Genomic DNA, 24,559 nt, shown 5'->3' on the forward strand with positions numbered 1-24,559 from the left:
CGCACCCGGCGCGTCGGGCGCTCCGTTCCGTCGGAGCGCTCCGGCGAGGGCGGCGCGCTTCAGTCCACGCCGAACTTGAAGTTCAGGCCGACGCGGGCGAGGTTGCCTTCGGTCTTGATCCGGGTGAGCGTCACCGGCTGCGGCGTGAACCCGAAGGACGGGATCGGCACGGCGGAGCCGACGATGCTGCGGGTGCCGAGATCGTAGTGCAGGTACTCGGCCTTGAGGGTCACGGCGGCGGCGCGGAAGACGTTGAGGGGGCTCTCCGTCGGCAGCGCGACCTCGATGCCGCCGCCATAGGCGTAGCCGGTCTGCATCCCCTGGCGCGCGCCGACGGTCACCGCCTGGAAGGTCAGCGGGCCGCCGGGGCAGTTGCAGACGCTGGTCTGATCGACGACCGAACCGTAGGCCGTCTCGCCGTAGGCGAAGCCGCCGGTGCCGTAGACGAGGACGCGATCGAAGGCGTAGCCCAGGCGCCCGCGCACGGTGCCGAGGTAGTTCAGGCGCCCGCGCGCCTCGGCCGCGAGATCGTTCCGGAACACGAAGCCGCCGCCGAAATCCTGCGTGAAGGAGGCGCTACTGCCGCGCCGGGCCCGCAGGTCGGTGTATTGCGCGTCGGCCTCGAACCCGACGACCACGCCCGAGCCCGGCGTCAGCTGATAGTTGGCGCCGACCTGACCGCCGCCGGTGAAGCCGCCGCCGTCGAGACGTGCCCGCTCGAAGCCGAGTTCGTCGACCACGCGCGCCTGGAAGCCGCCGGGCACGAAGGCCGCGGTCCGGGCGCGGTCGTCGCTCCAGGCATAGCCGAGGTTGAATCCGCCGTAGAGGCCGGTCCAGGTGAAGACCGGGACCGGCGCGAACACCGGTGCTGCCGCGCGGGGCGCGAGGTCCGCCGCCCCGGCGCCGGCCGCACACAGGGCCGAGGCCAGAATCGACCCGCAAGCGAAGAGACGACGCCGCATGTGTCCGTGAATCCCCAAAACCGTGTTCGGGCGCGGCGCATTCGCGCTCGGTCGCCCGCGATGGCGTCGCCATCGCTGCGACGCCCCGTCCCCCATCATTTGATCGATACGGCCACGCTTGTCGAGCCGGTTGGGTTGTGCCCGCGATACAATTTTTTGGCGAGGATCGGGGCCGGGATGGCGCTGCGCCGTCGATCGTGGCGCTGGGAAGCGAGGCCCACCCCGCGGATGCGGTCCGACGCCCGCAAGACAGAGCACCCCGACCCGGTGGGGTCGGAGTGCTCTGTCTCGCGGGCTGCCGGTTCGACGCGCCTCGCGGAGGCCGGTAGGCCGGCCCCTGCGAGGTTCGCCCGGTCACTGCGTCGGCGTGTTCGTGAGGAAGGTCTGGTTGGCGCCGCCGTGGCAGGCCCAGCCGAACACGGCGGTTCCGGCTTGGTTCGAAGCCCCGGGCACGTCGAGGCAGAGGTTCGGCGCGTAGGCCGTGGTGTAGGCGTTGCCGCCCCCCTGCGGCTTCGTCGTCCAGGCCTGGTTCGTGCCACCGTGGCAGGCCCACTGATAGATGCGCGTGCCGTTGCCGACCGGCAGCTTCTCCAGGCTGAGATCGAGGCACTTGCCGCTGGCGGCGTTGACCAAGGCGGAGCCGCCCGCCGTCGTCCGGGGCGTCCAGCTCTGCTCGGCCGAACCGTTGCAGGCCTGCTGCGTGATGGGGGCGCCGTCGTTGCCGTTGCCGGCCGGGATCGCGAGGCACATCCCGGAATGCGCCGCCTTCAGGAGCGTGCCCGCGGCGGCGACGGTTCCACCGGCGAGCGGCGGAGCGGCGCAGAACGAGGCATCCTGCTTGAACAGATCGGAGTTGTCGGCCTTGTCGATGTAGAAACCGTAGTTGCGGTGCCGGACGTAGTAGCCGGGCCAATCGACCGACTCGTACGAAGAGCAGGTTCCGGTGTTGCAGCCGCAGGTTCCGGCGAGCGCCGCGCGCTGGTTGAAGCTCGCCCCCCGTTTGAAGACGTCGCCGCCATCGTTGGCCTGCTGGAGGATCTGGAAGTTCTGGTGGCGCAGGTATTGGTTGGTGGCGGTGCTCGACTGGAACGACACGCCGGTGCCGGCCAGTCCCGTGACCATCCGGAAGGTCGATTGTTGACGATCGCCGTCGTTGGCCGGCGCCACGAGGCGGGCCGTGCCGTTGACGTTGGTGAGATAGAACTTCGTGTAGTTGCTGGCCTGCAGACTCACCGCGGTGCCGATGCCGGTGCCCGTTCCTCCGTCGGTGCCGCCGGTGCCGGTGCCGCCGCCCGTGCCGCCGGTGCCTCCACCGGCGGTCCCGCCGGTGCCGGTACCGCCGCCGGTGTTGCCGCCCGTAGTGCCGACGACCGGCGCCGCGGATTGCGGGGGGGCGGCGACGTTGCCGACCGCCACGATCACGCCCGGCGAGGGCACGCCCTTCTGGTCGATCGCGACGAGCTGATAGTAGCCGGGCGGTGCGATGGCGCCCGAGGCCGGGCTGCGCAGCGTCACCGTCGTGTCGGCCTGGGTGAAGGTCAGGGGGATGCGGCGCTGGGTGAAGTTGAAGCTGTGCGTGGTCTGGCTCAGCCCGATCAGCACCACCTGCGCCACGCCGTTCTGCGAGGCGAACTCGAACTGCATCGCCCCGCCGTAGCCGAGCCGGTTGGTGTCGAGGCTGACGATCTGCGGCCGGGGCGCGAGCGCGGCCTTCCCGTTCACGGTGGTGAACAGGTAGGGCGGATAGAAGAACTCCGCGTTCTGGTTGGCGACCGGGCCGGGGGCGCCGCCGCCCGCCACCACCAGGGCGCCGTTCTGCAGCAGGATCGCGCTCGAATGGTAGCCGCGATAGACCGAGCCCGAGGCGCCGACCGACCAGCGGCCGGTGTTCGGGTCCCAGAACTCGCTGGCCAGCACCACGTCGCCGTCGCCGCGGTCGTTGTACTTGCTGCCGCCGGTGACGGCGACGGTGCCGGTCGGCAGCACGGTGGCGTTGGCCCAGCCGCGGCCGAAATTCATGGTGGCGGTGTCGTTCACAGCGGGGGCGTTGCCGTTGATGTCGATCACGGTGGCGCGGTTGCTCGACAGGAAGCCCTCGCCGTTGGAATAGGCGTTGCCGCCGACCTGGAGGATCTTGCCCGGCGCGTACATCACCGCGGTGGAGGCGGGGCCGACATTGGGCGCGTCCGCCGCGTTGCCGACGTCGCGCTGGCCCTGCTTGAAGGCTTGCGTCGTCACCGAGCCGTTGTTGGCGGTGTCGAGATACCACATCTTCTCGGAGGAGATGCCGAACACCTTGCCGTTCGGGGCGATCCAGGCACGGGGATACCAGAAGCGATTGTAGTCGGGCCCGAACGCGTCGCGGCTCTTGGCGCCGAACAGGCTGCGCCAGTTCTGGCCGTCGAACACCTCCGGCGTCATGCCGGTCATCCAGTTCTTGTCGATGGAGCCCTGCGGGTCGGCCCAGCCGCCGAGATAGGGGTAGGAGCCGCCCACGATCACCTGCTGGCCGTTCGGCAGGGTGAGCATAGTGGAATAGTAGCGGTCGTTGGCGAGCTGCGCCCCGATGGCCGAGACGCCGTTGGCGGCGGTGTTGAGCACCGCGCTGCCCTTGTTGTTGCCGTCGTTGACGATGCCGCCCGACACGAGCAGCGAGCCGTCGGCCTGGAAGGCCTGCGCCGCGCAGAAGCTGTTGATCCTGGTCACGCCCGGCAGGGTGACGTGGCTGTTGCCGGAAAGGCCGGCATAGGGGTCCCACACGTCGAAGGTGCGACCGTCCTGGGTTCCGGGATTGCCGCCGGGCGTGCCGAACGAGACCACCTTGCCCGACGGCAGCAGGCCCATGTGGATCGCGTTCATCGGCCAGTCGCGCAGGCCCGACCACATGCCGACGGCAGGCGCCGCATTGGGGATCGCGAGGTTCGCGAGCAGCGGGTCCTGGACCGGGTTGACCACGATCCCGAACTTGGCCGCCTGCGCCGAGGTCATGAGGCCGGTGGCCAGCATCGTGGCCGAGAGCAGGGCGGTCCGGCGGGCACGGGCCCGGCCGAATGCCGCGTCGCGTCGCATCATGTCGAAAGCTCCGTCGTCGATCAGCAGAAGGGGAAAAGGGTCAGAAGGTGGAGGCGGCCTGGCGCGTGCCGCGCGGGGGCTGTCCGAGCCCGTCCTCGAAGGTCTCGAGGGCGGTGAGGTCGGTGATCAGCCGGGGGGCATCGAGCGGATCGCTGCCGTAGGTCATCGCGATCTCGCCGCGCCGGTCGAACACCAGCACGGTCGGGGGCGGCTCGGGCAGCAGGCTCGCCGGATAGCGCAGCCGGGCCAGGATCGCCGCGGCGGAGGCCGCGTCCGAGTCGAGGAAGCGGAGAGGGGTGGTGGGCCCGACGAGTCCGTCGGCCATCGCCCTTAGACGCCCCGCCCCGTCGCGGGCCGGATCGGTGCCGAGCGCCAGGAAGCGCACCCGCTCCCGCAGGGGCTCCGGCAGGGCGCGGGCGAGCTTGTCGAGTTCCAGCGTGCGCACCGCGCAGACGATGGTGCATCCGCCGTTCACGAACGCGACGACCACGAGCCGGTCGTGCAGGCTCTCGGCCGTGATGCGTGCCCCGTTCTGGTCGACGCGGAGCGGGGACTCCGCCAGGGGCCGGAGCAGGCCGGCGAGGTCGCTCGGCCGGGCCGCGCGCTCCGGGGCGGCGGCCATCGATCCCGTCGTCGCGAGGACGAGGAGACCGAGGCCTGCCGCGAAGGTTTGTCTGATGATCGAAGGCATTGGGCCGGTCGTCGAAGTCTTATCGAGTGGATGTGATGTGATCTTCGACTCTAGGCGTTGACAAAAGGTGTGGCGCGTTTGCACAAGATGGTTTTGACGCCGATAACCTGAACGAAATCTTGTTGTTGGTCGCGGGCGACTAGACAAGGCACTTTGGGTAAGGCTTCCAGAGTCTTGCCGGGATGCGCCGACCGAGCGTTCGATTCGACACGGCCGGGGCCGGGGGCGAACGGATGCCCCGCGGGGCGGCGTCCGCGTACGGGGCCGCGATGGTTTCGCCAAGTCCGGATTGCGTTGCGCCGTACCGACAACGCAATCCGATCTCGCCCGACATCTTCCGGCCGGTCGGTCTGTGATCGATCTGCGTCGAGCCTCTCGACCGAAAACTCCCCGAAAAATTCAGTCGATCGGCGAATACGGTGGTACGAAAGCATCGCGCTGCATGGCCCTACTGGTCCTGATCCAGTCGTTTTCGCCGGCGTCGTCGTCCGCAACATCCCGTTAACCATAAATCCCTAACGTCGCCGCGAACGATCGGATCTGGGCGCAAAGGCTCGTCGGCGGCATGAAGTGGGGGGCATTTGTCGTTGGAGCGGCGCTCGGCGGCGCCGTGGCCGGCGCGGCGCTCGCCGCCGAACCGCTGGGCGGGCCGGTCTCCGGCCTCAACCCGGACTATGCCGGCGCAGCCGCGGGGCCGCGGCCCTCCGGCGGCATCGTGCTGCGCGGCACCGACCGCTTCGTCGGCGGCGAGGCCCCGGCGCGGGCGCCGTTGCAAGGCGCCCTGGTCAGCCTCAACCTCGTTGAGGTGCCGCTCGCGGAAGCCGCCAAGGCGGTGCTCGCCGACACGCTGGGCTGGGGCTACAGCCTCGACGAGCGCGCCGCCGGCACCATCACGCTCCAGACCGGCGGTTCTGTGACCCGCGACACGCTGCTGTCGATGTTCGAGACCGCGCTGGGCAGCCGCGGCCTCGTGCTGCGCCGCCGCGGGCGCACGGCGCAGATCGTGCCCTCCACCGGCGCGGGCGTGAACCCGGTGCAGGGGCCGGCCGCCGAATCGGGCGCCGTCACCGTGCCCCTGCGCTGGATCTCGGCCGCCGAGATGCAGGCGGTGCTGGGTTCGATCGCCCCGCGCGAGGTGGTGCTGCGCGCCGACCGGGCCCGCAATCTGCTGATCCTCTCAGGGGATGCCGGGCAGATTCGGGCGCTGCGCCAGACCATCGAAGTGTTCGACGTCGATTGGATGCGCGGCATGTCGACGGCGATGTTGCCGGTGCGCAGCGCCAACCCCCGCTCGATCGCCCGCGACCTCACCCAGATCTTCGGCGGCGAGGCGGCGGGCACCGGCGACATGATCCGCTTCGTGGCGAACGAGTCGCTCGGCGCCATCCTCGTGGTCAGCTCGCGCGCCGCCTATCTCGACCGGGCGCGGGCGTGGCTGGAACAGCTGGAGACCTTCGCGGCCGAGCGCGAGCGGCAGCTCTTCGTCTACCGGATCCAGAACCGCTCGGCCAAGGAACTCGCGATGGTGCTCCAGAGCGTCGTCGCCGCCGAGACCGGGATGTCGGTCGGCGGTGGCATGGGCGGCATGGGAGGCGGCCTCGGCGGGGGCATGGGCGGCGGGTACGGCGGCGGCCTGATGGGCTCGGACCCGTCCGGGCCCGGCGGCGGCGGGCTCGGTAGCGACCCGTCGCATGGCGGCTCGGGCAGCCTGCCGAGTCAGAATTCGGGCGGCTTCGGCTCCACCCTCGGCGGCTCGCCGGGGGGACAGGGGGGCGGATTGGGCGGTGGGCCTTCGGGCGGGCTCGGCGGCGGTCTCGGCGCGAGCCCCGGCGGTCTTTCGGGCGGGGGCGGCACCCTCTACGGCGGCGGCTCGGCCTATGGCGGCAGCGGCATGGAGAGCGGATACGGCGGCTACGGCGGCGGCATGGGCGCGCGGCGCGACGCCATCGGCATCGTCGCCGACGAGGCCAACAACAGCCTCGTCGTCTCGGCCACCCGCAACCAGTACGACAAGATCCTGCGCATCCTCGGCCGCCTCGACGCGATGCCGACCCAGGTTCTCCTGGAGACCGTGATCGCCGAGGTGACCCTCAACGATGCGCTCCGCTTCGGCGTGCAGTGGTTCCTCAACAAGGGCGGCGCGCAGTTCAACAACGTCCAGGGCGACGTGGTCGGATCGACCGGGCGCGGCGGCGGCACCGCCTCGCTGGTCAAGGCGGCGGTCGGCGGCGTGCCGGGCTTCAACTACCTGCTCAACGCCTCGGACTTCAACGTCGTGCTCAACGCGTTGCAGGGCGTGACGCGGGTCAACGTCATCTCGTCGCCCAACATCACCGTGCTCGACAACCGCACCGCCAAATTGCAGGTCGGCGACCAGGTGCCGATCGTGCAGCAGACCGGCCAGAGCGCGCTCTCGACCAACGCGCCGATCCTCAACCAGATCGAAATGAAGGATACCGGCGTCATCCTCTCGGTGACGCCGCGGGTGAACAAGAACGGCCTCGTGGTGCTCGACATCAACCAGGAGGTCAGCGACGTGGTGAAGACCACGACCTCGAACATCAACTCGCCGACGATCCGCCAGCGCCGCGTCGCCACCAGCGTCGCGGTCAACGACGGCCACAGCCTCGCCATCGGCGGCATGGTGCAGGAGAAGGCGCAGATCTCGAGCGAGGCGGTGCCGGTGCTGGGCGAACTGCCGTTCGTCGGTCAGGCCTTCCGCAACCGGATCGACGAGCGGGTGCGCACCGAACTGATCGTGTTCATCCGCCCCAAGGTGATCCGCGGCACGGCGGAGGCCGACCGCATCGCCGAGGATTTCCGCCAGCAGTTCAAGGCGATGATGCCGGTGCGCCCGGTGCCCGCGCCCCCGCCGATGTCGGTCGCGCTGCCGGGCCAGGAGGGCGTGCTGCGGCGGATGATGGAGTGAGGGTGGGATCGAGGCCGACCGTTATGACGGCCGGACCGCCTCCGCGGGCGCCAGCGTCCCGCGATAGGCGACGACCAGCCCGACGAGCGGCACGCTGACCGTGATGTCGAACGCGAACCGTCCATCGCGCTCCGTCTCGAAGCTCTCGCCCACGGGCAGCAGGAAGCCCGGCATCGGGATTTTCAGGATCGACCAGCGCCGGGGCACGAACCGGAGGCGGTCGCCGTCGGGGATCAGGGCCAGCGCGAAGGCGGCGAGGCCGAAGCGCTCGATCAGCAGGGCGCGGTCGCGGCCCGTCCCGGCGGACTGGAACGAGACGACGGTCGCCCGGCCGATGGTGCGCGTCCAGCGCTCGCCACCCGGCTCCTGCGCGAAGGTCACGCTCACGGCAACGTCGGAGGCGGTGTCCGGGAAGCGGAAGAGCGCGCAGAGGAGCCGGGCCAGGAGCCCGTTGCCCCGCCGGACGCTCGCCGAGCCGGTGAAGCGGCGCGTGCCGATCCCGTCGTGCAGCGCCCGTACGGGGGCGGGCAGGGCATCGAGGGCGGACCCGAGGATGGCGCGGTAGAGCGTGCCGCCCGGTTCGCTCACAGGATGCGGTCCCGGAACTGCGGGGGCGCGATCCAGCAGGTGTCGCGCTTTCCGAACAGGCGGTAGCGGTTGCGCGCGACGAGGCGGTACATTGGATCGCGCAACGCCGCCGGGACGATGCGCAGGAGGCCGGCGAACCGCCAGGGGAAGCCGAGCCCCTCGTAGATGAAGAGCACCGCGTCGCTGTCGCGGCGCATCCGCTCGCCCTCGACCACGAGCAGGCTCACGGGATCGTTCGGGTCCATGCCGTGGCGGCGATAGAGCGACTGGCCGAGTTCGCTCTGCATGGAGGCGAGGCGGAAGACGGCGGCGCGGTCCCGTTCGAGGATGAAGCGGGCGTTGGCCGAACACAGCACGCATTCGGCGTCGAACAGGATGATCGGGCCGGAAAAGGGCGTCGTCATGCGAATGTTGTAGTCCACGGGGCTGCTTTTGGAGAAGCGCCTGTGACCCGTCTCACCGCCGCAGGGCCGGGTCGAGCGGCTTCGGGCGGAGCGTCGCCGGGGGGCCCATGAAGGCGGCGGTGAAGCTGCGGCCGCGCTGGTCCAGGGTGACGTGGTCGGGGGTGATGGCGGTGACGCGCCAGTCGCCGCGGCCCTCGCCGGCCTTCAGCCACGCGCGGTCGCCGCTGCCGTCGTCGATGAGCGCGGAGGCCGCCGCGCCGTCGAGGCGGATGCCGCGCACCGTCAGGACCGGGCGGGGCGGCTCGCCCTCGGCCACGGTTTCACGGCTGCCCCGCCCGGTCCAGGCGCGCCGGCCGGGATCGAACAGCGGGCGTTGCAGCGCGGCCGTGCCCAGCGGCTCGGTCCAGGGCGCGGAGGGGGGCGGCGCCGGATCGATCCGCACGGGCCACGCGAAGGCCGCGAGCGCCAGGGCGGCGGCGAGACCGAACAGGGCGCGCGGCAGGAGGCCGGTGGGTGGAACACGCAGACTCACGGGGCGCGGCCTCCGGTCTCCGGTGGCGGCAGTTGCACGCCGCGGACCGTCAGGCTCGCGCGCATCACAAGGGGGCGGCCGGCCTCCTCGTCCGCCGGGCGGGCGACGTCGAGTTCGGCGGCCTCGACGGCGATCAGCGGCGCTTCGGTTTCGAGCGCATGCAGCAGGCCGTGCAGGCCCTCTGCCGTGCCGCGCAGGAACAAGCGCAGGCGCGGCAGGGTGGGTTGGGCCGGATCGGGCTCGAGGTTCGTCGCATCGATCACCACCGCGCGGCTCCCGGCGAGCCCGTCGAGCCGCACCCGGAAGGCGGCGAGCAGGCCGTCGGCGTCGGCGGCCACGAGCGGCGCGGGCAGCGGCGGGCGGGCGCTCGCGGCCTGGGCGCGGGCGAGGCGGTCGCGGGCGGCGGCGATGTCGCCCTGCGCGTCGATCGCGCGCGAGACCGGGCCTATGGCGAGCGCCAGCAGCAGCCCGAGGCCGCCCAGTGCGACGAGCACCGGACGGTTCGGCAGAATGTCGGGCAAAACGCCGGCAAAGGGGAGGGCGGGGCGCTTCACGGCTGACCCCCGCTCTTCAGGCGCGGCAACTGGACCACGATGGTGCGCGTGCCGTCGGGGGCGACCGCGTAGCCGCTTAAGAAAGGCGCCCCGAAGCCCGGCACCTTGCTCAAGGCCGCGAGCGCGGCCGGCTCGTCGGCGGCGAGCAGGGTGAGGCGGGCGCCCTCCGCGTCGAGGCGCAGATGTGTGGCCGAGACGGAATCCGGCAGGGCCACCGCTACGGCGTCCAAAGTCTTGGCCAGGGGCGGGGCCCTCCCCGAAAAAATCGCCGCCGTCCCGGCCTGGACCGGGGCGGGCAGGGCCGGGCCGGCGGCGCGGCGGGCCTGCGCGAAGGCGTCGTCGAGGGCCGCCAGCGTGGCGTCCTGATGGGCGCGAAAGCCCCAGAAGGAGGCGAGCATCAGCAGGGCGGCGCCGGCCAGCAGCGCGAGGTCGCCCTTGCGGGCGCCGCCGGCCAAGCCCTGGAGGCTGCGGTGGCCGCCGGTGAGGAGATCGACCGGCATGGTCCGCTCCTCGTCCGGCCCGACCGTGACCGGGCCGGCGGCGATGCCGGCCTCCGCCAGCGCCGCGAGCAGCGGATCGAGGGCGGCGCGCTTGAGGACGACGTGGCGCACCCTGAGACTCCGGGCGGACGCGTCCTCGCCCTCGACGTACCAGTCGCTGTGGACGCCCGCGGCCCGGAACGGGGTGGCGGCTTCCAGTTCCTGCGCCAGCACCGCGCGCATCCGCGGGAGCGCCGCGCTAGGCAGGGTGAGGGTGCGCATGAAGCAGCGGGCCGGATCGACCAGGATTTTTGCTCTGACGCCGGCCTGTCCGGCGCGGATCGCCGAGAGTTGCGCCGGCAAATCGTCGGCGCCCGCGTCGAGGCGCTGGACCAGGGGCGTGTCGCCCCGCCGGTCGATCAGGGTCAGGCCCGGCTCGGCGGGGCCGCCGACGCGGATCGTCAGCAGGCCCGGCGCGCGGTCGGCCCGCACCTCGCTCAAGCCCAGAAGGTAGGCGGTGGCGTCGAGGCTCTCGCGCAGCACGGCCTTGCGTCCGGCGAGCGCGCGGGCCGGATGGGCGTCCATGGCACTCACGCGCGAAGGCTCCGGGAAAGGTGGGCGAGACGAGTTGTTAAGTCTCCCGGTGTTTACGTCGGCTTAAAGGGCGCAGGGCCTGCCGGAACGCTGGTGCGGGGTCGGCCCGCGGCGTCGGGGGCGATCCGGGACATGCTGAGCGTCTGGGGTTCGAAGAGCCGGCCGCAGCGGGCGCGGCCCGACCGGCGCGGAGGCGCCCGCGACCGGCTCGATGCGCCTCGCGCCTTCATCGATTCCTTGGCCGCGAACGGCCTGCTCGATCCGGCGGGGCACGAGCGGGCGCTGGCCGCCCTCGATCTGCCCGGCCGCCGGCCGCTGCCGGTGCTGCTCACCGAACTCGGCCTCGTCCACGAGGCGAACCTGACGGAGGCGCTGGCCGAGGCGACCGGGCTCGCGGTGCTGCACGAGGAGGATCTGCCGGCCTCCCCCGTCCTCTCCGAACTCATCGGCGCCGATTACTGCGCCCGCGCCCGGGTGCTGCCGCTCATCGAGGAGGCCGACGGCCTCGTGGTCGCCCTGGTCGATGCGTTCGACCCCGAGATTCCCGCCGCCCTCGAACACCTCACCGACCGCCCGGTCACCTGCCGGCTGGTGGGCCCGAGCCAGTTCGAGCGGGCTCACCGCGCCCTCTACGGCGATGCCGCGGGCGAGGAGGACGGGGGTGCCGACGATGATTTGAGCCGGCTCGCCGACGTGGCGAGCCAGGCGCCGATCGTGCGGCTCGCCGCCCGCCTCGTGCGAAAGGCCTTCGAGCTGACGGCCTCCGACATCCATCTGGAGGCGGAGGAAGCCGACATGCGGGTGCGCTACCGCGTGGACGGCGTGCTGGTAGAGGCGGAGCGGCTGCCGAAATCCGTGCAGCTCGCGCTGACCACCCGCATCAAGATCCAGGCGGGCCTCAACATCGCCGAGCGGCGCCTGCCCCAGGACGGGCGCATGAAGGCGCCCGACCGCGGCCAGGACGTCGATATCCGCGTCTCGACCCTGCCGACCGCCCACGGCGAGAGCGTGGTTCTGCGCGTGCTCGATGGCTCGCGCCGGGTCGAGGACTTTTCGTCGCTCGGCTTCGATGCCCCGGCGATCGCCCGCATCGCGGCGATGACGAGCCGCCCCAACGGCCTCGTGCTGGTCACCGGCCCGACCGGTTCGGGCAAGACCACGACGCTCTACGCGGCGCTCCGGCGGATCAACGGCCCGCATCTCAAGGTCGTCACCGTCGAGGACCCGATCGAGTACCGGATGGCCGGCGTCAATCAGGTCCAGGCGCACGCCGGGATCGGGCTCGATTTCTCGGCGGCCCTGCGCTCGATCCTGCGCCAGGACCCGGACGTGGTGATGGTGGGTGAGATCCGCGACGGCGAGACCGCGCGCATCGCCGTGCAGGCCTCGCTGACGGGCCATCTCGTGATCTCGACGCTGCACACCAACTCGGCGCCCGCCACCGTGACCCGGCTGATGGATATGGGCGTCGAGCCCTACCTCATCGCCGCGACCCTCAACGGCGTGGTGGCGCAGCGCCTCGTGCGGCGGCTGTGCGGAACCTGCGCCACGCCCGAACCCGCCACCGATCAGGAGCGGCTGCGCCTCGCCGTGCCGGCCTCCGTGCCGCTCAGCCTCAAGCGCGCTCGCGGCTGCCCGGCCTGCAACGGCACCGGCTATCGCGGCCGCATGGTCGTGTCCGAGATCATGCCGCTCGACCCCACGCTGCGCTCGCTCATCGCGGACGGGGCGGGGGAGGCGGCCATCACCAAAAGCGCCCGCGAGGCCGGGATGGCGAGCCTCGTCGAGTGCGGCCGGGCCCGGGTGATCGCGGGCGACACCACGCTGGACGAAGTCGGGCGCGTGCTGGAGGGCCAGCTCTGATGCCGCGCTTCGCCTATCAGGCCTATGCCGCCGACGGGCGCGCCCGCTCAGGGAAGATCGAGGCCGACAGCCGCCAGCGCGCGGTGGCGCAATTGCGCGCCGACGGATTGCAGGTCTTCGCCATCGAGGCCGCCGCGATGGGGCCGGCCTCGTTCTGGAGCCGCGACCTGTTCGGGCGCGACCGGGTCAACGACGCCGCCCGGCTCGCCTTCTTGCGGGAGTTCGGCACGCTGGTCGGCGCCGGGCTCACCGTGGACCGGGCGCTGCGGCTGGTGGAGCGCCAGGCTTCCGCCGCGCTCAAGCCGATTCTCGCCGACATCCTGGAGCGCGTCGTGGCCGGCGCCTCGCTGTCGCGGGCGATGGTGGCCCATCCCCAGGCGTTTCCCGCCGACATGGTCGACATCGTGCGCGCGGGCGAGGCGACGGGGACGCTGGTCGACGTGATCGGCTCGCTGACGGGTTCGATCGAGCGCCGCGACGCGGTGCGCCGCCACCTGTCCTCGGCGATGATCTACCCGGCGCTGCTGGTGCTGATGGCGACCGGCACGCTCGTGATGATCGTCGTGGTGCTGGTGCCGGCGCTGGCACCCTTGTTCGACGGCACGGGGCGCGAGCCGCCCTTCGCGATCCGGGCGGCCGGCGCACTGGGCGATTTCGTCGGCAAGGGCTGGCCCTGGCTCGTCGGCGGGGGTGGGCTGATTGCGCTGGCGCTGGTGAAGTTCTGGCCGGACCCGGCTTTTGCCGCCGCCCGCGGGCGCTTCGCGCTGCGGCTGCCGCTGGTGCGGGAGATCGTGGTCGGGATCGAACTCGGGCGCATCTGCCGGGTGCTCGGCACGCTCTTGACCGCGCAGGTGCCGATCCCCGACGCGGTGGCGGCCACCCGCCCGCTCGCCGGCAACCGAGTGTTTCGCGCCGCCCTCGACGAGGCGGGGCGGCGGCTCACCGAGGGGGCGAGCCTCGCCATCGGCCTATCGAGCCTGAAGGCGCACGCGCCCTCGACGCTCAACCTCATCGCCAGCGGCGAGCAGGTGAACCGCCTCGGCCCCGTGCTGATCCACGCCGCCGAGATGCACGAGACCCAGACGCGCCAACGCATCGACCGCCTGCTGGCGCTGATGACCCCGCTGGTGACGGTGACGGTCGGCGGGCTGATCGGCGGGCTCATCATCTCGGTGATGGGCGCGATCACGAGCGTCGGGCAGTTGGCGCAATAAGGCCTGGGATCCTAAAGGGATCATCCCTTTGGCGGGTCCGGGCGGAGCCCAAGCAATCGCTTGCAGCGATCGCTCGGTTTCTTGCTTGGCCTCAAGCGCCGGCGGCCGCGTCCGCGGCCTTGGGCATCTCGCTCCGCTGGACGCCTCCGCGTAGCCGAGGCCGCTTCGCGGGCGCTCTTCGCGCCCGACATAATGAGCCCTTTCAGGGCGCATGCCCCATGAGCAAGGCGGCGTGCAGCCCGACCGCCAGGAACGGCCCGAACGGCAGCCGAAATTCCCGCGTGATTTGCCGGCCCGCGAGCGCGGCCAGGGCGAGGGCGACCAGCGCCGCGGTGCTGGCGATCAGGATCAGGAACGGCAGTCCGGCCAGCCCGACCCAGGCGGTGGCCGCGCCGACGAACTTCACGTCGCCGAGGCCCAGCCCGGTGCGGCCGCGCAGCCGCGCGTAGAGGGCGCGCAGGGCCCAGAGCAGTCCGAACGCCACCGCGGCTTGCGCGAGGCAGGCGGCGAGGGCCGCCGGGTCGGGCTCGCGGAGCGTCGCGACGGCGAGGCCTGAAGCGAGGAGGAGCAGGTTGAGCGGATCGGGGATGATCCGGCGGTGCCCGTCGATCACGCTGATGGCGAGCGTGATCGGCAGCGGCAGGGCTGCCAGCGTCAGCGAACCGGGATCGAGGATCATCGCCGGCCAAGCAGGACGATGCGGCTTTCCGGCACCTGGGTGAAGGTCATCGGCACGGCCCGCATCGGGTGGGGCGGTGGGGGCGGGGCGTCGCTGAAATCGAGGGGGCGCAGGTCGGGGGAGGGCTTGGCCATCTCGCCGCGGGCGCTGCGGGCGAGCAGCGATTGCCAGAAGGCGAAGGCGGCGACCGCGGCGGCGGCGACCGCGGCCAGCCAGAGGGTGAGCAGCAGCCCGGCGGAGACGCGCCCGTTCAGCTCGCGCATCAGCCCGAGCGCGAAGGCGGCATACCACGACACGCCGGAGACCGCCCCGGAGACGAGGAACACCGCGGTGCTCAGGTGCGACACGCCCTCGAACATCGGCCGGCTCACGTCCCGAAGCACGCTCGGCAGGACGAGGGCGTGGATCAGCAGGCCGTTGACGGTGAGGACCAGCACGATGACGAACTTGGCCAGGATCTTGGGATTGCTGAGTTTTTCCGGCGCCTCGACGGCGTAGACGGCAAGGAAGCCGAGGCCGGAGAGCCAGAGCAGGGCGATGCCGACCGAGACGACCTTGCTGACGAACAGGAAGGTGCGGGCGATCTCCGGCGGCAGGCCGCCCCAGCGCATCCAGCGCAGGATCCAGAAATCCAGCATGGTCGCGCCGCCGAGGCCGAAGCACAGGCCGATCAGGTGGAGGCCGACCAGGAGGGTGAGCAGCCGGATCGGCGGGAAGGGCGCGGGCAGCGGCAGGCTGATCACCGTCGGCAGCGCGTCGGCGGCCGCAGGCCCGATGCCGAAAAGCACCGTCAGGATCAGGACGAGGGACAGCGTCTTGAGGGGCTGAGAGCTTGCCGCGGCCATGAGCGCTTCCCGCAGGCGCGGGACGATGCCCGCCGGATCGTCCGGGAGCGTGGCAGGATTCCGATAACAAACATCAAAAGAAGTGCGGGACGGCGGGCGCCGCCGACGGCTGCGGTCAGGGCTTGTTCGGAACTCCCGGCGATCCTGGCTTCCGAGCAGACCACAGGTGGCGACGATGACGGACGACGCGGTTCAGGACGACACAAAGGCCGACGAGCGGCAGGCCGGCTTCTCGCTGGTCGAGCTGCTGGTGGTGCTGGCGATCATCGGCATGATCGCCACGATGGTGACGCCGCAGGTGCTCGGCTATCTCGGCCGCGCCAGGGGCGACACCGCCCGCGTGCAGGTCAAGAACATCGCCCAGGCGTTGGAGCTGTACTACCTCGACCTCGGCAGCTACCCGACGGCGCAGCAGGGGCTCCAGGCCCTGGTCCAGCCCAGCGGCCCGACCTGGCGCGGCCCGTACCTGCGCGACGCCCGCGGCCTGATCGACCCGTGGAACCAGCCCTACCTCTACCGCTCCCCCGGCCTGGGCGGAAAACCCTACGAAATCTACTCGCTCGGCAGCGACATGAAGATCGGCGGCAGCGACGACGCGACGGACGTGGCGAGCAATTGATCTACTCCGCCGGCCGGTCCCAGGATTGGGGCTGGTCGTCGGCACCCGAGCCCAGGGGGCACTGGACCATGACGCTGTCGCTCCAGCGGCCGTACTTGTAGCCGATGGCCGGCAGGTAGCCGACGCGGGCGAACCCGCAGGCCTCGTGCAGACGGAGCGACGCCTCGTTCTTCGCGTCGATGTAGCCGATCATCTGGCGATAGCCGCCGGCCGCGCAGGCCTCGATCAGCGCCGGGAGCAGACGCCGGCCGATGCCTGCGTGCAGATGGTCGGGGTGGACGTAGATCGAGTGCTTGAGGGTGAAGCGGTAGGCCGGGCGCTTGCGGAACGGCACGGCGTAGGCGTAGCCCGCCACCTGCCCGTCGCGCTCGGCGACGAGATGGGGCAGGCGCTTGCTGCGCATGTTCTTGCGCCGCCGCTTCAGCTCGTCGGGGAGCAGGCGCTCCTCCTCGAAGTCGCCGGTGTCGCCGACGCCGCGGCGGATGTGGCGCTCGTAGATCGCGATCATCGCCGGCACGTCTGCATCCGACGAGGGCCGGATCACGATGTCCGGCCAGTGGGCCGGACAAGTTCTCTCCAAAAGCGCCGTCTCCATCTGCGCCCCTTCAGCCATCAGGCCCCCTCGCGCAGCACGTAGGTGTGGAAGCGGATGCGCCCGTCCGGATCGGTCTCGCGGTAGACGCCCTGGATCTCGGCCTCGAAGCCGGGGAACAGGTTCGAGGCCGCCTCGAACATCTTGAAGTAGTCGAGCATGGGTTTGGCCCGTTCGTCCAGGCGCTCGCCCGGCAGCACGGTGCCGATGCCCGGCGGATAGACCAGCATCAGGGTGGTGGCGATGCGCCCCTCGGCTTCCGCGATCGGCACGTAATCGACCCGGTTGCGCGTCAGCATCTGGGCGGCGGCCTTCGGTGGCATCACCATCTCGGGCAGGTGCTCGGGCATGAACTGCTTGCGCTGGAGCGCGGAGGTGCCCGATTCCCGGTGGAAGGTGTGGTAGTCGGCGCAGAGGTCGCGCAGGCGCACGCCGCGGTAGCGCTTGGGCCGGGCGCGCGTGAATTCCGGCATCGCCTCTTCGAGCAGCACGTTGTCGTCGTGCAGCCGCTTGAAGGCGACCAGCCCCGAGATCAGCGTGCCGGCTTTCGAGGATTCGACGCCCGGCGTCAGCAGGAAGAGCAGCGAGTTCAGATCGTTCTTCTCCGGCACGATCCGGTTCTCACGCAGGTATTGCGCCACGATCGGCGCGGGCACGCCGTGCTCGGCATAGGCGCCGGTCTTCCGGTCGAAGCCGGGGGTCAGGATGGTGAGCTTGTTCGGATCGGTGATGGCAAAGCCCGGCTGACCGCCGTCGCGGTGTGAGGGTCCGACATGGGTGAAGCCGTGCCAGGACGCGCCCGGCGTCAGCTCCCAGTAGCGGGCGTCTGAAGCCAGGATGTCGGTCGGGATCGATTCCCACGGCGTCTCGCCGCCATCGGGGCCGGACACGAGGTCGGGCACGAAGGGATCGAAGAACCAGCGCCGCTTCGGATCGGCCTCGCGCTCCTCGAACTCCTTGCGGATGGCCCGCGCCTTCTTGCGCCACTCGATGCCGAGCCGGATCGTGTCGTCCCACAGGACGACGCCGGAGCGGCCCTTCATCATCTGCGCGCCGACATCGAGCGAGGCGAAGATCGGGTAGAACGGCGAGGTCGAGGCGTGGACGAGGAAGCTCTCGTTCAGGCGCTTGTGCTCGACGCGCCGGGTCTGGCCGCGGATATGGCCGTCGCGGGTGTGGATCTGCGAGGCCTGGGAGAAGCTGGCCAACTGCTTGTGGGTCGATTGCGTCGCGATGATGCCCGGCGAGGTCTCGTCGAGCCCGGTCAGGCCCATGGCGAAGCGGCGGACGTAGAGCGGGTGGAACTTCATGAAGCCCGCCCAGGCCTCGTCGAACAGGATGTAGTCGCACAGGTGCCCGATCCGCTCGACGATGCTTTGCGCGTCGTAGATCGTGCCGTCGTAGGTGCATTGCTCGATGACGGCGCAGCGGAACGGACGCTCCTTCCGCCACGCCTCCTTGTCCTTCACCAGCGGGTTTTTTCTGATTTTCTCGCGGATGCGCTCTTCATCGAGCGACTCGTGGTAGATCGGGCCGATCAGGCCGTAGGCGTTGCGGTCGGTCTCCAGAAAGATCGGGATGCCGCCCGCGAGCAGCAGGGCGCCGTGATGGGCGGCCTTGTGGTTGTTGCGGTCGAACAGGACGAGATCGTCCTCGGCCACGAGCGAACCCAGCACGACCTTGTTCGAGGCCGAGGTGCCGTTGAGGACGAAGTAGGTCTTCTCCGCGCCGAAGATCGCCGCGGCCTCCTTCTGCGCCTTCAGCGCCGGGCCCTCGTGGGTCAGCAGGTCGCCGAGATCGAGCACCGAGTTGTCGAGGTCGTCGCGGAAGATCGCTTCGCCCAAGTGCTCGACGAAGATGCGGCCGATGGGGGAGCGGTTGTAGAAGATGCCGCCGTTGTGGCCGGGGCAGGTCCATAGCTGGTTGCCCTCCTCGGCGTAGTCCACCAGCGCGCCGAAGAACGGGGTCTTGAGCGTGTCGGCGTACTGCGTCACGCGGGAGACGAGGCCGCGGGCGATGAATTCGGGGGTCTCTTCCGCGAGGAAGATATAGCCGTCGATGAAGTCGAGCAGCTCGACGGGGATGTCCTCCAGCCGCTTGCGGCGGACCATGATGACGATCGGCATCTCCAGGCCGCGCTTTCGCATCATGTCGATGAGGGCGGCCGCCTTGCCGTCCAGCCCGCGCTTGCCCCAATCGACCACGAGGCAACCCACCGCCGCATCGGTCTGGACCGCGATGGAGGCGTCCTCGACGCGCCGCGCCCGCACCACCTCGAAGCCGCGATGCTCGACGGCCGCCACGATCTGCTCGACCCGCGCGCCCTCCAAGTCGCCCTGTTCGAAATGGGGCGTACACATCAGCACGGTGAAACGGCGGTGGAAGTCCATGGACCGGGCTCTCCTCGCGAAGGTCTGGCCCTGCCTTTCCGGTCCATCCGCGACGATTCGATGACAGCCGGAGAATCTCCGTAGCCGGCTGGGTCGCAGGGGCGGGCGCCTACGCCTTCAGCCGTGCCCTGATCCGGTAGGTCAGGCCGTCACGGACGTCGCGGTAGCCGTCGAGGCGCTGCTCGCGGGTGCCGTCCTGGTTCAGCGTCGGGTCGGGGGTCGGCCAGTATTCCACGTCGGCCGCCAGCGTGTGGGTCAGCTCCAGGGCGCGGTGGTGGGCTTCCGGCGAGAGGGTGATGATCAGGTCGAAGTTCAGACCCTCCCAGTCCTCCAGTTCCTCAATGGTGCGCGGCTTGTGGCGGGCGGCGTCGATGCCGATCTCGTCGAGCGCCGCGATCATGAACGAATCGCTCGGCTCCCCCGAGCGCACGCCTGCGGACTGCACGTAGGTGGACTTGCCGAAATAGTGGCGCGCGATCGCTTCTGCGGCGAGCGAACGCACCGCGTTGAAGTTGCACATGAACAGGACGGACTGCACCCGCCGCTTCTTCGGCCCCGTCCCCGGGATCGCGTCGTCCGCCATGCCCCGCCTTACGAAGGCCGCCTCGCGTCACTCGTCATAGGGCCCCCCCGCCTCGCCTGAAAGCGCAACGTTTTTCCGATGCGCCCGGTGCCGCGGGCAGGATGATGCGCGCCGCGCTCACGCTTGCTGTCGCGGAACCGACACCGGCTTCTGCCCGAAAGCCGGTTCAGCCCCTCCAATGCAGGGCGAAGACCAGGGTGAACAGGCGGCGCGCGGTGTTGTGGTCGAGATCGACCTTGCCTTCGAGGCGCTGGCGCAGCAGCTCGGAGGCCTCGTTGTGCAGGCCGCGCCGGCCCATGTCGATCGCCTCGATCTGCGTCGGCGAGGCGGTGCGGATCGCGCTGTAATAGCTGTCGCAGATCATCTCGTAGTCGCGGATCACGCGCCGGAACGGCGTCAGCGAGAGCAGGTGGGTCATCACCGGCTCGCCGGCCTCGGTCGTGATCGCGAAGGAGAGCTTGTTCTCCACGAGCCCGAGGACGAGGCCGTAGGGGCCGTCGTCGCGCTCGGGGATCGTGAAGCAGTTGTCCTCCAGGATGTCGTAGATCGCGATGGCGCGCTCGTGCTCCTGGTCCGGGTTGCCGCGGCCGATCGAGGCCTCGTCGAGGCGCACCGCCGCGAGCCGGTTCCTCGGTTTCTCCGCCGCCGCTCGCCCCGCTTCGGCCGTCATCGCCGCCGCCTTCTTCTCGCCGGTGCCGAATCCGCGGGCACCGCTCTCCCGTCACATGAGCCGAAAGCCCGCGCCACAGGCAAGGTTTTTAAAGATTCAAACGGATCGCGACCGAGCGGGCGTGGCCGTCGAGCCCCTCGGAACGCCCCAACGCGATGGCCGCCGGCCCGAGCGCGCGGAGCGCCGCGGGGTCGCAGCGCAGGATCGAGGTGCGCTTCATGAAGTCGAGCACGCTCAAGCCCGAGGAGAACCGGGCTGAGCGCGCGGTCGGCAGCACGTGGTTGGGGCCGCCGACATAATCGCCGATGGCCTCCGGCGTGTGGGAGCCTAAGAAAATCGCACCCGCGTTGCGGATCTTCAGCGCGAGCGCGTCGGCGTCCTCGGTCTCGATCTCGAGGTGTTCCGGCGCCATGGCATCGACCAGCGGCACCGCCTCCTCGAAGTTCCGCACCCGGACGATGGCGCCGTAATCGCGCCAGCTCGCCCGCGCGATTTCGGCCCGCGGCAGGGTCGCCAGAGCACGCTCGACCGCCCCCTCGGTAGCATCGGCCAATTCGTCCGAATCCGTGATGAGCACCGACTGCGCCGCGGGGTCGTGCTCGGCCTGGGCCAAGAGGTCGGCGGCGATCCAGTCGGGGTTGGCGTGGCCGTCGGCCAGGATCAGCACCTCGGAGGGGCCGGCGATCATGTCGATGCCGACCTGCCCGAACACCCGCCGCTTGGCCGCCGCGACCCAGGCATTGCCGGGGCCGACGATCTTGGCGACCGGTGGAATGCTCTCCGTTCCATAAGCCAGCGCGGCCACGGCCTGCGCGCCGCCGACGCGATAGATCTCGGTGACGCCCGAGAGGTGAGCGGCGGCGAGCACCAGCGGGTTGAGCTGGCCTTCGGGCGTCGGCACCACCATGACGATGCGCGGCACCCCCGCCACGCGCGCCGGCACCGCGTTCATCAGCACCGAGGACGGATAGCTCGCGGTGCCGCCGGGCACGTAGAGCCCGACCGATTCGAGCGCGGTCCAGCGCCAGCCCGCGGTGACGCCGAGATCGTCGGTGGAGAGGTGATCCTCGGGGATCTGGCGGCGGTGATAGGCCTCGATCCGCTCGGCGGCGAGTTCGAGCGCCGCGCGCGCCTCGGCCGGGCAGGCGGCGACGGCGGCCTCCACTTCCTCGGCGGTGATGCGCAGGGAGGTCGCCGAAAAGTCCTGGCCGAGCCGGTCGAAACGGCGGGTGTAATCGACGAGCGCGGCATCGCCCCCGGAGACGACGCCCGCGATGATGCCACGCACGGTCTCGTCCACGTCCTCGGCGATCTCGCGCTTGAGGCCGAGCAGGCGCTTGAAGGCTTGCGCGAAATCGGGCGCGCGGCTGTCGAGGCGGATCATCGGGCGGGGCCGGTCTTGCGAGAGGGGATCTTGCGAGAGGACATTACGGGCGGTTCTCGACGAGGGGGCGGACCGCCTCGTGGTCGGGCGTGCCGTCGGCCTCCCAGACGGGGCCGAGATCCTTCAGGCGCACCTCGACGCATTCGAGGTCGAGGCGGATCGCGGCGCCGCCGGAGAAGACCAGGGTCGCGGTGCCCGACGGCGCCTCGCCCTCCTCGAACGTGATGGCGAGCAGGCTCAGGGTGTCGTCGGAGGACGCGCCCGGCGTGATGCCGCGGGTCTTCACGCCGTTGACGCGCTCGAAATGCACGCCGGTCAGCCGCCGCCGGGGCGCCTCGCCAGGGGCGACCGACCAGTCGAACCGGCGCGCCACCAGCACGAAGCGGTGCTCGCCCGGCAGCCACGCGAGGTCCCCCGCCCGCAGGACGGCGTCCTGCAGGTGGGCCGAGATCACGGCGAGGTCCTCGGCATCGAGGGCGGCGAGCTTGAGAAGCTCCATTCGTGGCTCCGGGCGCCTTGAGAAGGGCCGATGACGGAAGACGTTGGGGCGTAGGTAGCGACGCGGTCCCTTCCCGGCAACCGGAGGAGTTTGTTTGCCCCGGTTGCCTCAAGCGCCGGCGCCCGCTGCGCGGGGCGCTGTTCGCGCCCGGTGATACGGCCGTCATTGCTCGTTCATGAGCGCGCGGCGAGACTGGCCGGAATCTTGAGGAGGGAATGATGGGACGTGGACTTCCGGCGCTGGGCGCCGCCCTGATCCTCGGGCTGGTCGCCGGGCCGGCCGCCGCCCAGTACCGGTACGACGACGGCTACGGTCCGCCTCGTCGCTACGCGCCGCCTCCGGGCTACTACTATGAGCCGCCGGCGCCCCCGGCGCATGTGCGCCGGCCCGACGGCGACCCGCGCGGCAGCCTCTGCGTCACGGCCCGCGGCAGCTGCCCGACCTGGCTCGCGCCGCCGAACGCGCCGTGCGCCTGCGACATCCCCGGTTTCGGGACGAAGCGCGGCGGCGTCGCCCCCTACTAGCTAGGCGCGCACGCGCTCGATCTGCGCGCCGCAGCGCCCGAGCTTGGCCTCCAGCGCCTCGAAGCCGCGGTCGAGGTGGTAGACCCGGTTGATCTGGGTCTCGCCCTCGGCCGCGAGCGCGCCGATCACCAGCGACACCGAGGCGCGCAGGTCGGTCGCCATCACCGGCGCGCCCTTGAGCCGCTCGACGCCCTCGACCACGGCGAGGTCGCCGTCGAGGCGGATCTTTGCGCCGAGCCGCGCCAGTTCCTGCACGTGCATGAAACGGTTCTCGAAGATGGTCTCGCGGATGCGCGACTGGCCCTTGGCCAGCGTCATCAGTGCCATGAACTGCGCCTGCAGGTCGGTTGGGAAGCCGGGGAACGGGTCGGTCGTGACATCGACCGGGACGATGCCGCCGCCGTTGCGCCGCACCCGGATGCCGCCCGGAATGTCGCTCACCTCGGCGCCGGTGGCCGCCAGCGTCTCGAGGGCCGAGGCCAGCAGATCGGCGCGGGTGTTGACGAGCGAGACGTCGCCGCCGGTCATCGCCACCGCCATGGCGTAGGTGCCGGTCTCGATCCGGTCAGGCAGCACCTCGTGGCGGGCACCACCCAGACGCGCCACGCCCTCGACGACGATGCGGGACGTGCCCGCGCCCTCGATCCGCGCGCCCATCTTGATGAGGCACTCGGCGAGATCGACCACCTCCGGCTCGCGGGCGGCGTTGTCGATCACGGTGGTGCCGTAGGCCAGCGCCGCCGCCATCAGCGCCACGTGGGTGCCGCCGACGGTGACCTTGGGGAAATCGATCTCCGCGCCGCGCAGGCCGTTCTTGGTCTTGGCGACGACGTAGCCGGCGTCGATCTCGATCTCGGCCCCGAGCTTTTCGAGCGCCATGATCAGCAGATCGACCGGCCGCGTGCCGATGGCGCAGCCGCCCGGCAACGACACCTTCGCCTCGCCGAAGCGCGCCAGCAGCGGCGCGACCACCCAGAAGCTCGCCCGCATGGTCGAAACGAGGTCGTAGGGCGCCGTGGTGTCGATGACGTTGGAGGCGGTGAGCCGCACGGTCTGGCCGGTCTCGGTGGTCTGGCCCGGCCGCTTGCCGACGACCATGTGATCGACGCCGTGGTTGCCGAGGATGCGGGTGAGCGCGGCGATGTCGGCGAGCCGCGGCACGTTGATGAGTTCCAGCGTCTCGCCGGTGAGCAGGCTCGCGATCATCAGCGGCAGGGCCGCGTTCTTGGCCCCCGAGATCGGGATCGTGCCGTTGAGCGGCGCGCCGCCGGTGATGTGGATACGGTCCATGGGGGTCCTCGGCTCGCGCGCGCTCAAGAAGCGCCGCGCGGCGGTCGCATCGTGTTTTTACGGATGCGCGGCGTTCCGGCGCATCGCCTCGTGGTTCAGGTATAGGCGCAGTCCGGCGAAAAGAAGAAGCGTGGCCGCAACATCGGGCCGGCGTCGCTCAGGTGCTCGAACGATCCCGCTCGTCCGGCGGGGGCGGCGCGGGCGCCTCGGTCTCGGCCGGGCCCGGCTCCTCGGCCCGGCCGCGGGCCTGCGTCTTGCGACGGCGCAGGTTGTCGCGCAGGGCCGCCTTGAGACGGGCAGCGCGGTCGTCGTTCGGGGGCATGGATGTCTGCGCCTTCGATGCTCCCGCCAGCCTACACGATGGCGCCTTCGCCTCGAAGTTGGTGCAGCTCTCCTCCTGAATCTCGCGACCCATCGTCACCCGAAGCAGCGCGTCGGGGGCGTGATTCCGTCGCGTCCGGGGCCATGCACAGCAGGAATGTCTCGAACTCACCTTGAACCAATTCGAAAATACGCCCAATCTCGCGGACGCAGCGGAACCGCATGACGACGGTGCCGCCGGCCGACGACGAGGGGCTGACCGACAAGCCGCCCGCGAAGGA

The 24,559-nt window shown here is 70.9% G+C and carries 23 protein-coding genes; 5 read left to right on the forward strand and 18 right to left on the reverse strand.

The features are described 5' to 3' along the window. Nucleotides 1-59: 59 nt before the first annotated feature. The 3 genes from ASG52_RS06335 to ASG52_RS06345 all read right to left on the reverse strand — a co-directional run bounded on the left by ASG52_RS06335 (nucleotide 60) and on the right by ASG52_RS06345 (nucleotide 4,656). On the reverse strand, nucleotides 60-962 hold the full coding sequence (locus tag ASG52_RS06335) for an outer membrane protein (protein ID WP_056240590.1): 903 nt from the start codon (nucleotides 960-962) through the stop codon (nucleotides 60-62). Nucleotides 963-1,316: 354 nt separating this feature from the next. Further along, nucleotides 1,317-4,034, reverse strand: a complete 2,718-nt coding sequence (locus ASG52_RS06340) for an AbfB domain-containing protein (protein ID WP_056240593.1) — start codon at nucleotides 4,032-4,034, stop codon at nucleotides 1,317-1,319. Nucleotides 4,035-4,074: 40 nt separating this feature from the next. Continuing rightward, nucleotides 4,075-4,656 (reverse strand): SCO family protein, encoded by a 582-nt coding sequence (locus ASG52_RS06345; protein WP_162249978.1) that lies wholly within the window; start codon nucleotides 4,654-4,656, stop codon nucleotides 4,075-4,077. Between the two features lie 634 nt (nucleotides 4,657-5,290). Between ASG52_RS06345 and gspD the strand changes: the two genes are divergently transcribed. Continuing rightward, nucleotides 5,291-7,654: a type II secretion system secretin GspD gene (gspD, locus tag ASG52_RS06350; RefSeq protein WP_056240599.1), complete on the forward strand. Its 2,364-nt coding sequence runs from the start codon at nucleotides 5,291-5,293 to the stop codon at nucleotides 7,652-7,654. Between the two features lie 21 nt (nucleotides 7,655-7,675). Here gspD and ASG52_RS06355 read toward each other — a convergent pair whose 3' ends face one another. Genes ASG52_RS06355 through ASG52_RS27625 form a run of 5 tightly spaced genes read right to left on the reverse strand, consistent with a single transcriptional unit; the run spans nucleotide 7,676 to nucleotide 10,805 of the window. Next, nucleotides 7,676-8,242: a DUF4166 domain-containing protein gene (locus tag ASG52_RS06355; RefSeq protein WP_056240601.1), complete on the reverse strand. Its 567-nt coding sequence runs from the start codon at nucleotides 8,240-8,242 to the stop codon at nucleotides 7,676-7,678. Beyond that, nucleotides 8,239-8,646, reverse strand: coding sequence for a thiol-disulfide oxidoreductase DCC family protein (locus tag ASG52_RS06360; protein WP_056240853.1), 408 nt, complete (start codon nucleotides 8,644-8,646; stop codon nucleotides 8,239-8,241). The genes ASG52_RS06355 and ASG52_RS06360 overlap by 4 nt, the downstream gene beginning before the upstream one ends. A 52-nt stretch (nucleotides 8,647-8,698) precedes the next feature. Further along, nucleotides 8,699-9,178: a hypothetical protein gene (locus ASG52_RS06365; protein WP_056240603.1), complete on the reverse strand. Its 480-nt coding sequence runs from the start codon at nucleotides 9,176-9,178 to the stop codon at nucleotides 8,699-8,701. After that, complete coding sequence (locus ASG52_RS27620; protein ID WP_056240606.1) at nucleotides 9,175-9,732, reverse strand: GspMb/PilO family protein; 558 nt, start codon at nucleotides 9,730-9,732, stop codon at nucleotides 9,175-9,177. Before ASG52_RS27620 ends, ASG52_RS06365 begins: the two co-directional genes overlap by 4 nt. After that, nucleotides 9,729-10,805 (reverse strand): hypothetical protein, encoded by a 1,077-nt coding sequence (locus tag ASG52_RS27625; protein WP_162249979.1) that lies wholly within the window; start codon nucleotides 10,803-10,805, stop codon nucleotides 9,729-9,731. The genes ASG52_RS27620 and ASG52_RS27625 overlap by 4 nt, the downstream gene beginning before the upstream one ends. A gap of 132 nt (nucleotides 10,806-10,937) precedes the next feature. Between ASG52_RS27625 and ASG52_RS06380 the strand changes: the two genes are divergently transcribed. Together ASG52_RS06380 and ASG52_RS06385 are read left to right on the forward strand one after the other, a co-directional pair. Next, nucleotides 10,938-12,668, forward strand: coding sequence for a GspE/PulE family protein (locus ASG52_RS06380; RefSeq protein ID WP_056240617.1), 1,731 nt, complete (start codon nucleotides 10,938-10,940; stop codon nucleotides 12,666-12,668). Then, nucleotides 12,668-13,882: a type II secretion system F family protein gene (locus ASG52_RS06385; RefSeq protein WP_056240620.1), complete on the forward strand. Its 1,215-nt coding sequence runs from the start codon at nucleotides 12,668-12,670 to the stop codon at nucleotides 13,880-13,882. The genes ASG52_RS06380 and ASG52_RS06385 overlap by 1 nt, the downstream gene beginning before the upstream one ends. Before the next feature lie 202 nt (nucleotides 13,883-14,084). On the opposite strand, the gene ASG52_RS06390 is transcribed toward ASG52_RS06385, so the two are convergent. Together ASG52_RS06390 and ASG52_RS06395 are read right to left on the reverse strand one after the other, a co-directional pair. Further along, entirely contained in the window at nucleotides 14,085-14,561 is a 477-nt protein-coding gene (locus ASG52_RS06390; protein WP_056240622.1) for a prepilin peptidase, read from the reverse strand. Then, nucleotides 14,558-15,406 (reverse strand): hypothetical protein, encoded by an 849-nt coding sequence (locus ASG52_RS06395; protein WP_056240625.1) that lies wholly within the window; start codon nucleotides 15,404-15,406, stop codon nucleotides 14,558-14,560. The genes ASG52_RS06390 and ASG52_RS06395 overlap by 4 nt, the downstream gene beginning before the upstream one ends. Before the next feature lie 175 nt (nucleotides 15,407-15,581). On the opposite strand from ASG52_RS06395, the gene gspG reads away from it, so the two are divergent. Then, the gene (gene gspG / locus ASG52_RS06400; RefSeq protein WP_056240855.1) at nucleotides 15,582-16,025 is read left to right on the forward strand and encodes a type II secretion system major pseudopilin GspG; all 444 of its coding nucleotides are present in this window, start codon (nucleotides 15,582-15,584) and stop codon (nucleotides 16,023-16,025) included. Between the two features lies 1 nt (nucleotide 16,026). Here gspG and ASG52_RS06405 read toward each other — a convergent pair whose 3' ends face one another. From ASG52_RS06405 to ASG52_RS06430, 6 genes are all read right to left on the reverse strand, one after another. Then, entirely contained in the window at nucleotides 16,027-16,638 is a 612-nt protein-coding gene (locus ASG52_RS06405; protein WP_056240627.1) for a GNAT family N-acetyltransferase, read from the reverse strand. Further along, nucleotides 16,638-19,007: an Orn/Lys/Arg family decarboxylase gene (locus ASG52_RS06410; RefSeq protein ID WP_056240629.1), complete on the reverse strand. Its 2,370-nt coding sequence runs from the start codon at nucleotides 19,005-19,007 to the stop codon at nucleotides 16,638-16,640. Before ASG52_RS06410 ends, ASG52_RS06405 begins: the two co-directional genes overlap by 1 nt. Nucleotides 19,008-19,116: 109 nt before the next feature. Next, nucleotides 19,117-19,590, reverse strand: coding sequence for an arsenate-mycothiol transferase ArsC (locus ASG52_RS06415; protein WP_056240631.1), 474 nt, complete (start codon nucleotides 19,588-19,590; stop codon nucleotides 19,117-19,119). 166 nt (nucleotides 19,591-19,756) lie between these two features. Next, nucleotides 19,757-20,260 (reverse strand): UPF0262 family protein, encoded by a 504-nt coding sequence (locus ASG52_RS06420; protein ID WP_056240634.1) that lies wholly within the window; start codon nucleotides 20,258-20,260, stop codon nucleotides 19,757-19,759. 88 nt (nucleotides 20,261-20,348) lie between these two features. After that, on the reverse strand, nucleotides 20,349-21,644 hold the full coding sequence (gene hisD, locus ASG52_RS06425) for a histidinol dehydrogenase (RefSeq protein WP_056240637.1): 1,296 nt from the start codon (nucleotides 21,642-21,644) through the stop codon (nucleotides 20,349-20,351). 43 nt (nucleotides 21,645-21,687) lie between these two features. Beyond that, a complete protein-coding gene (locus tag ASG52_RS06430; protein WP_056240640.1) occupies nucleotides 21,688-22,143 on the reverse strand; it encodes a DUF2948 family protein in 456 nt (151 codons plus the stop codon). A gap of 215 nt (nucleotides 22,144-22,358) precedes the next feature. Here ASG52_RS06430 and ASG52_RS06435 point away from each other — a divergent pair, with 215 nt between their 5' ends. Beyond that, nucleotides 22,359-22,667, forward strand: coding sequence for a hypothetical protein (locus tag ASG52_RS06435; protein WP_056240642.1), 309 nt, complete (start codon nucleotides 22,359-22,361; stop codon nucleotides 22,665-22,667). Here ASG52_RS06435 and murA read toward each other — a convergent pair whose 3' ends face one another. Both murA and ASG52_RS27810 read right to left on the reverse strand, forming a co-directional pair. Next, the gene (gene murA, locus ASG52_RS06440) at nucleotides 22,668-23,957 is read right to left on the reverse strand and encodes a UDP-N-acetylglucosamine 1-carboxyvinyltransferase (protein ID WP_056240645.1); all 1,290 of its coding nucleotides are present in this window, start codon (nucleotides 23,955-23,957) and stop codon (nucleotides 22,668-22,670) included. Between the two features lie 157 nt (nucleotides 23,958-24,114). Next, on the reverse strand, nucleotides 24,115-24,279 hold the full coding sequence (locus ASG52_RS27810) for a hypothetical protein (RefSeq protein WP_200945581.1): 165 nt from the start codon (nucleotides 24,277-24,279) through the stop codon (nucleotides 24,115-24,117). Nucleotides 24,280-24,559: the final 280 nt, after the last annotated feature.

The organism is Methylobacterium sp. Leaf456 (assembly GCF_001425465.1).
In the GTDB taxonomy this organism is placed as follows: Bacteria; Pseudomonadota; Alphaproteobacteria; order Rhizobiales; family Beijerinckiaceae; genus Methylobacterium.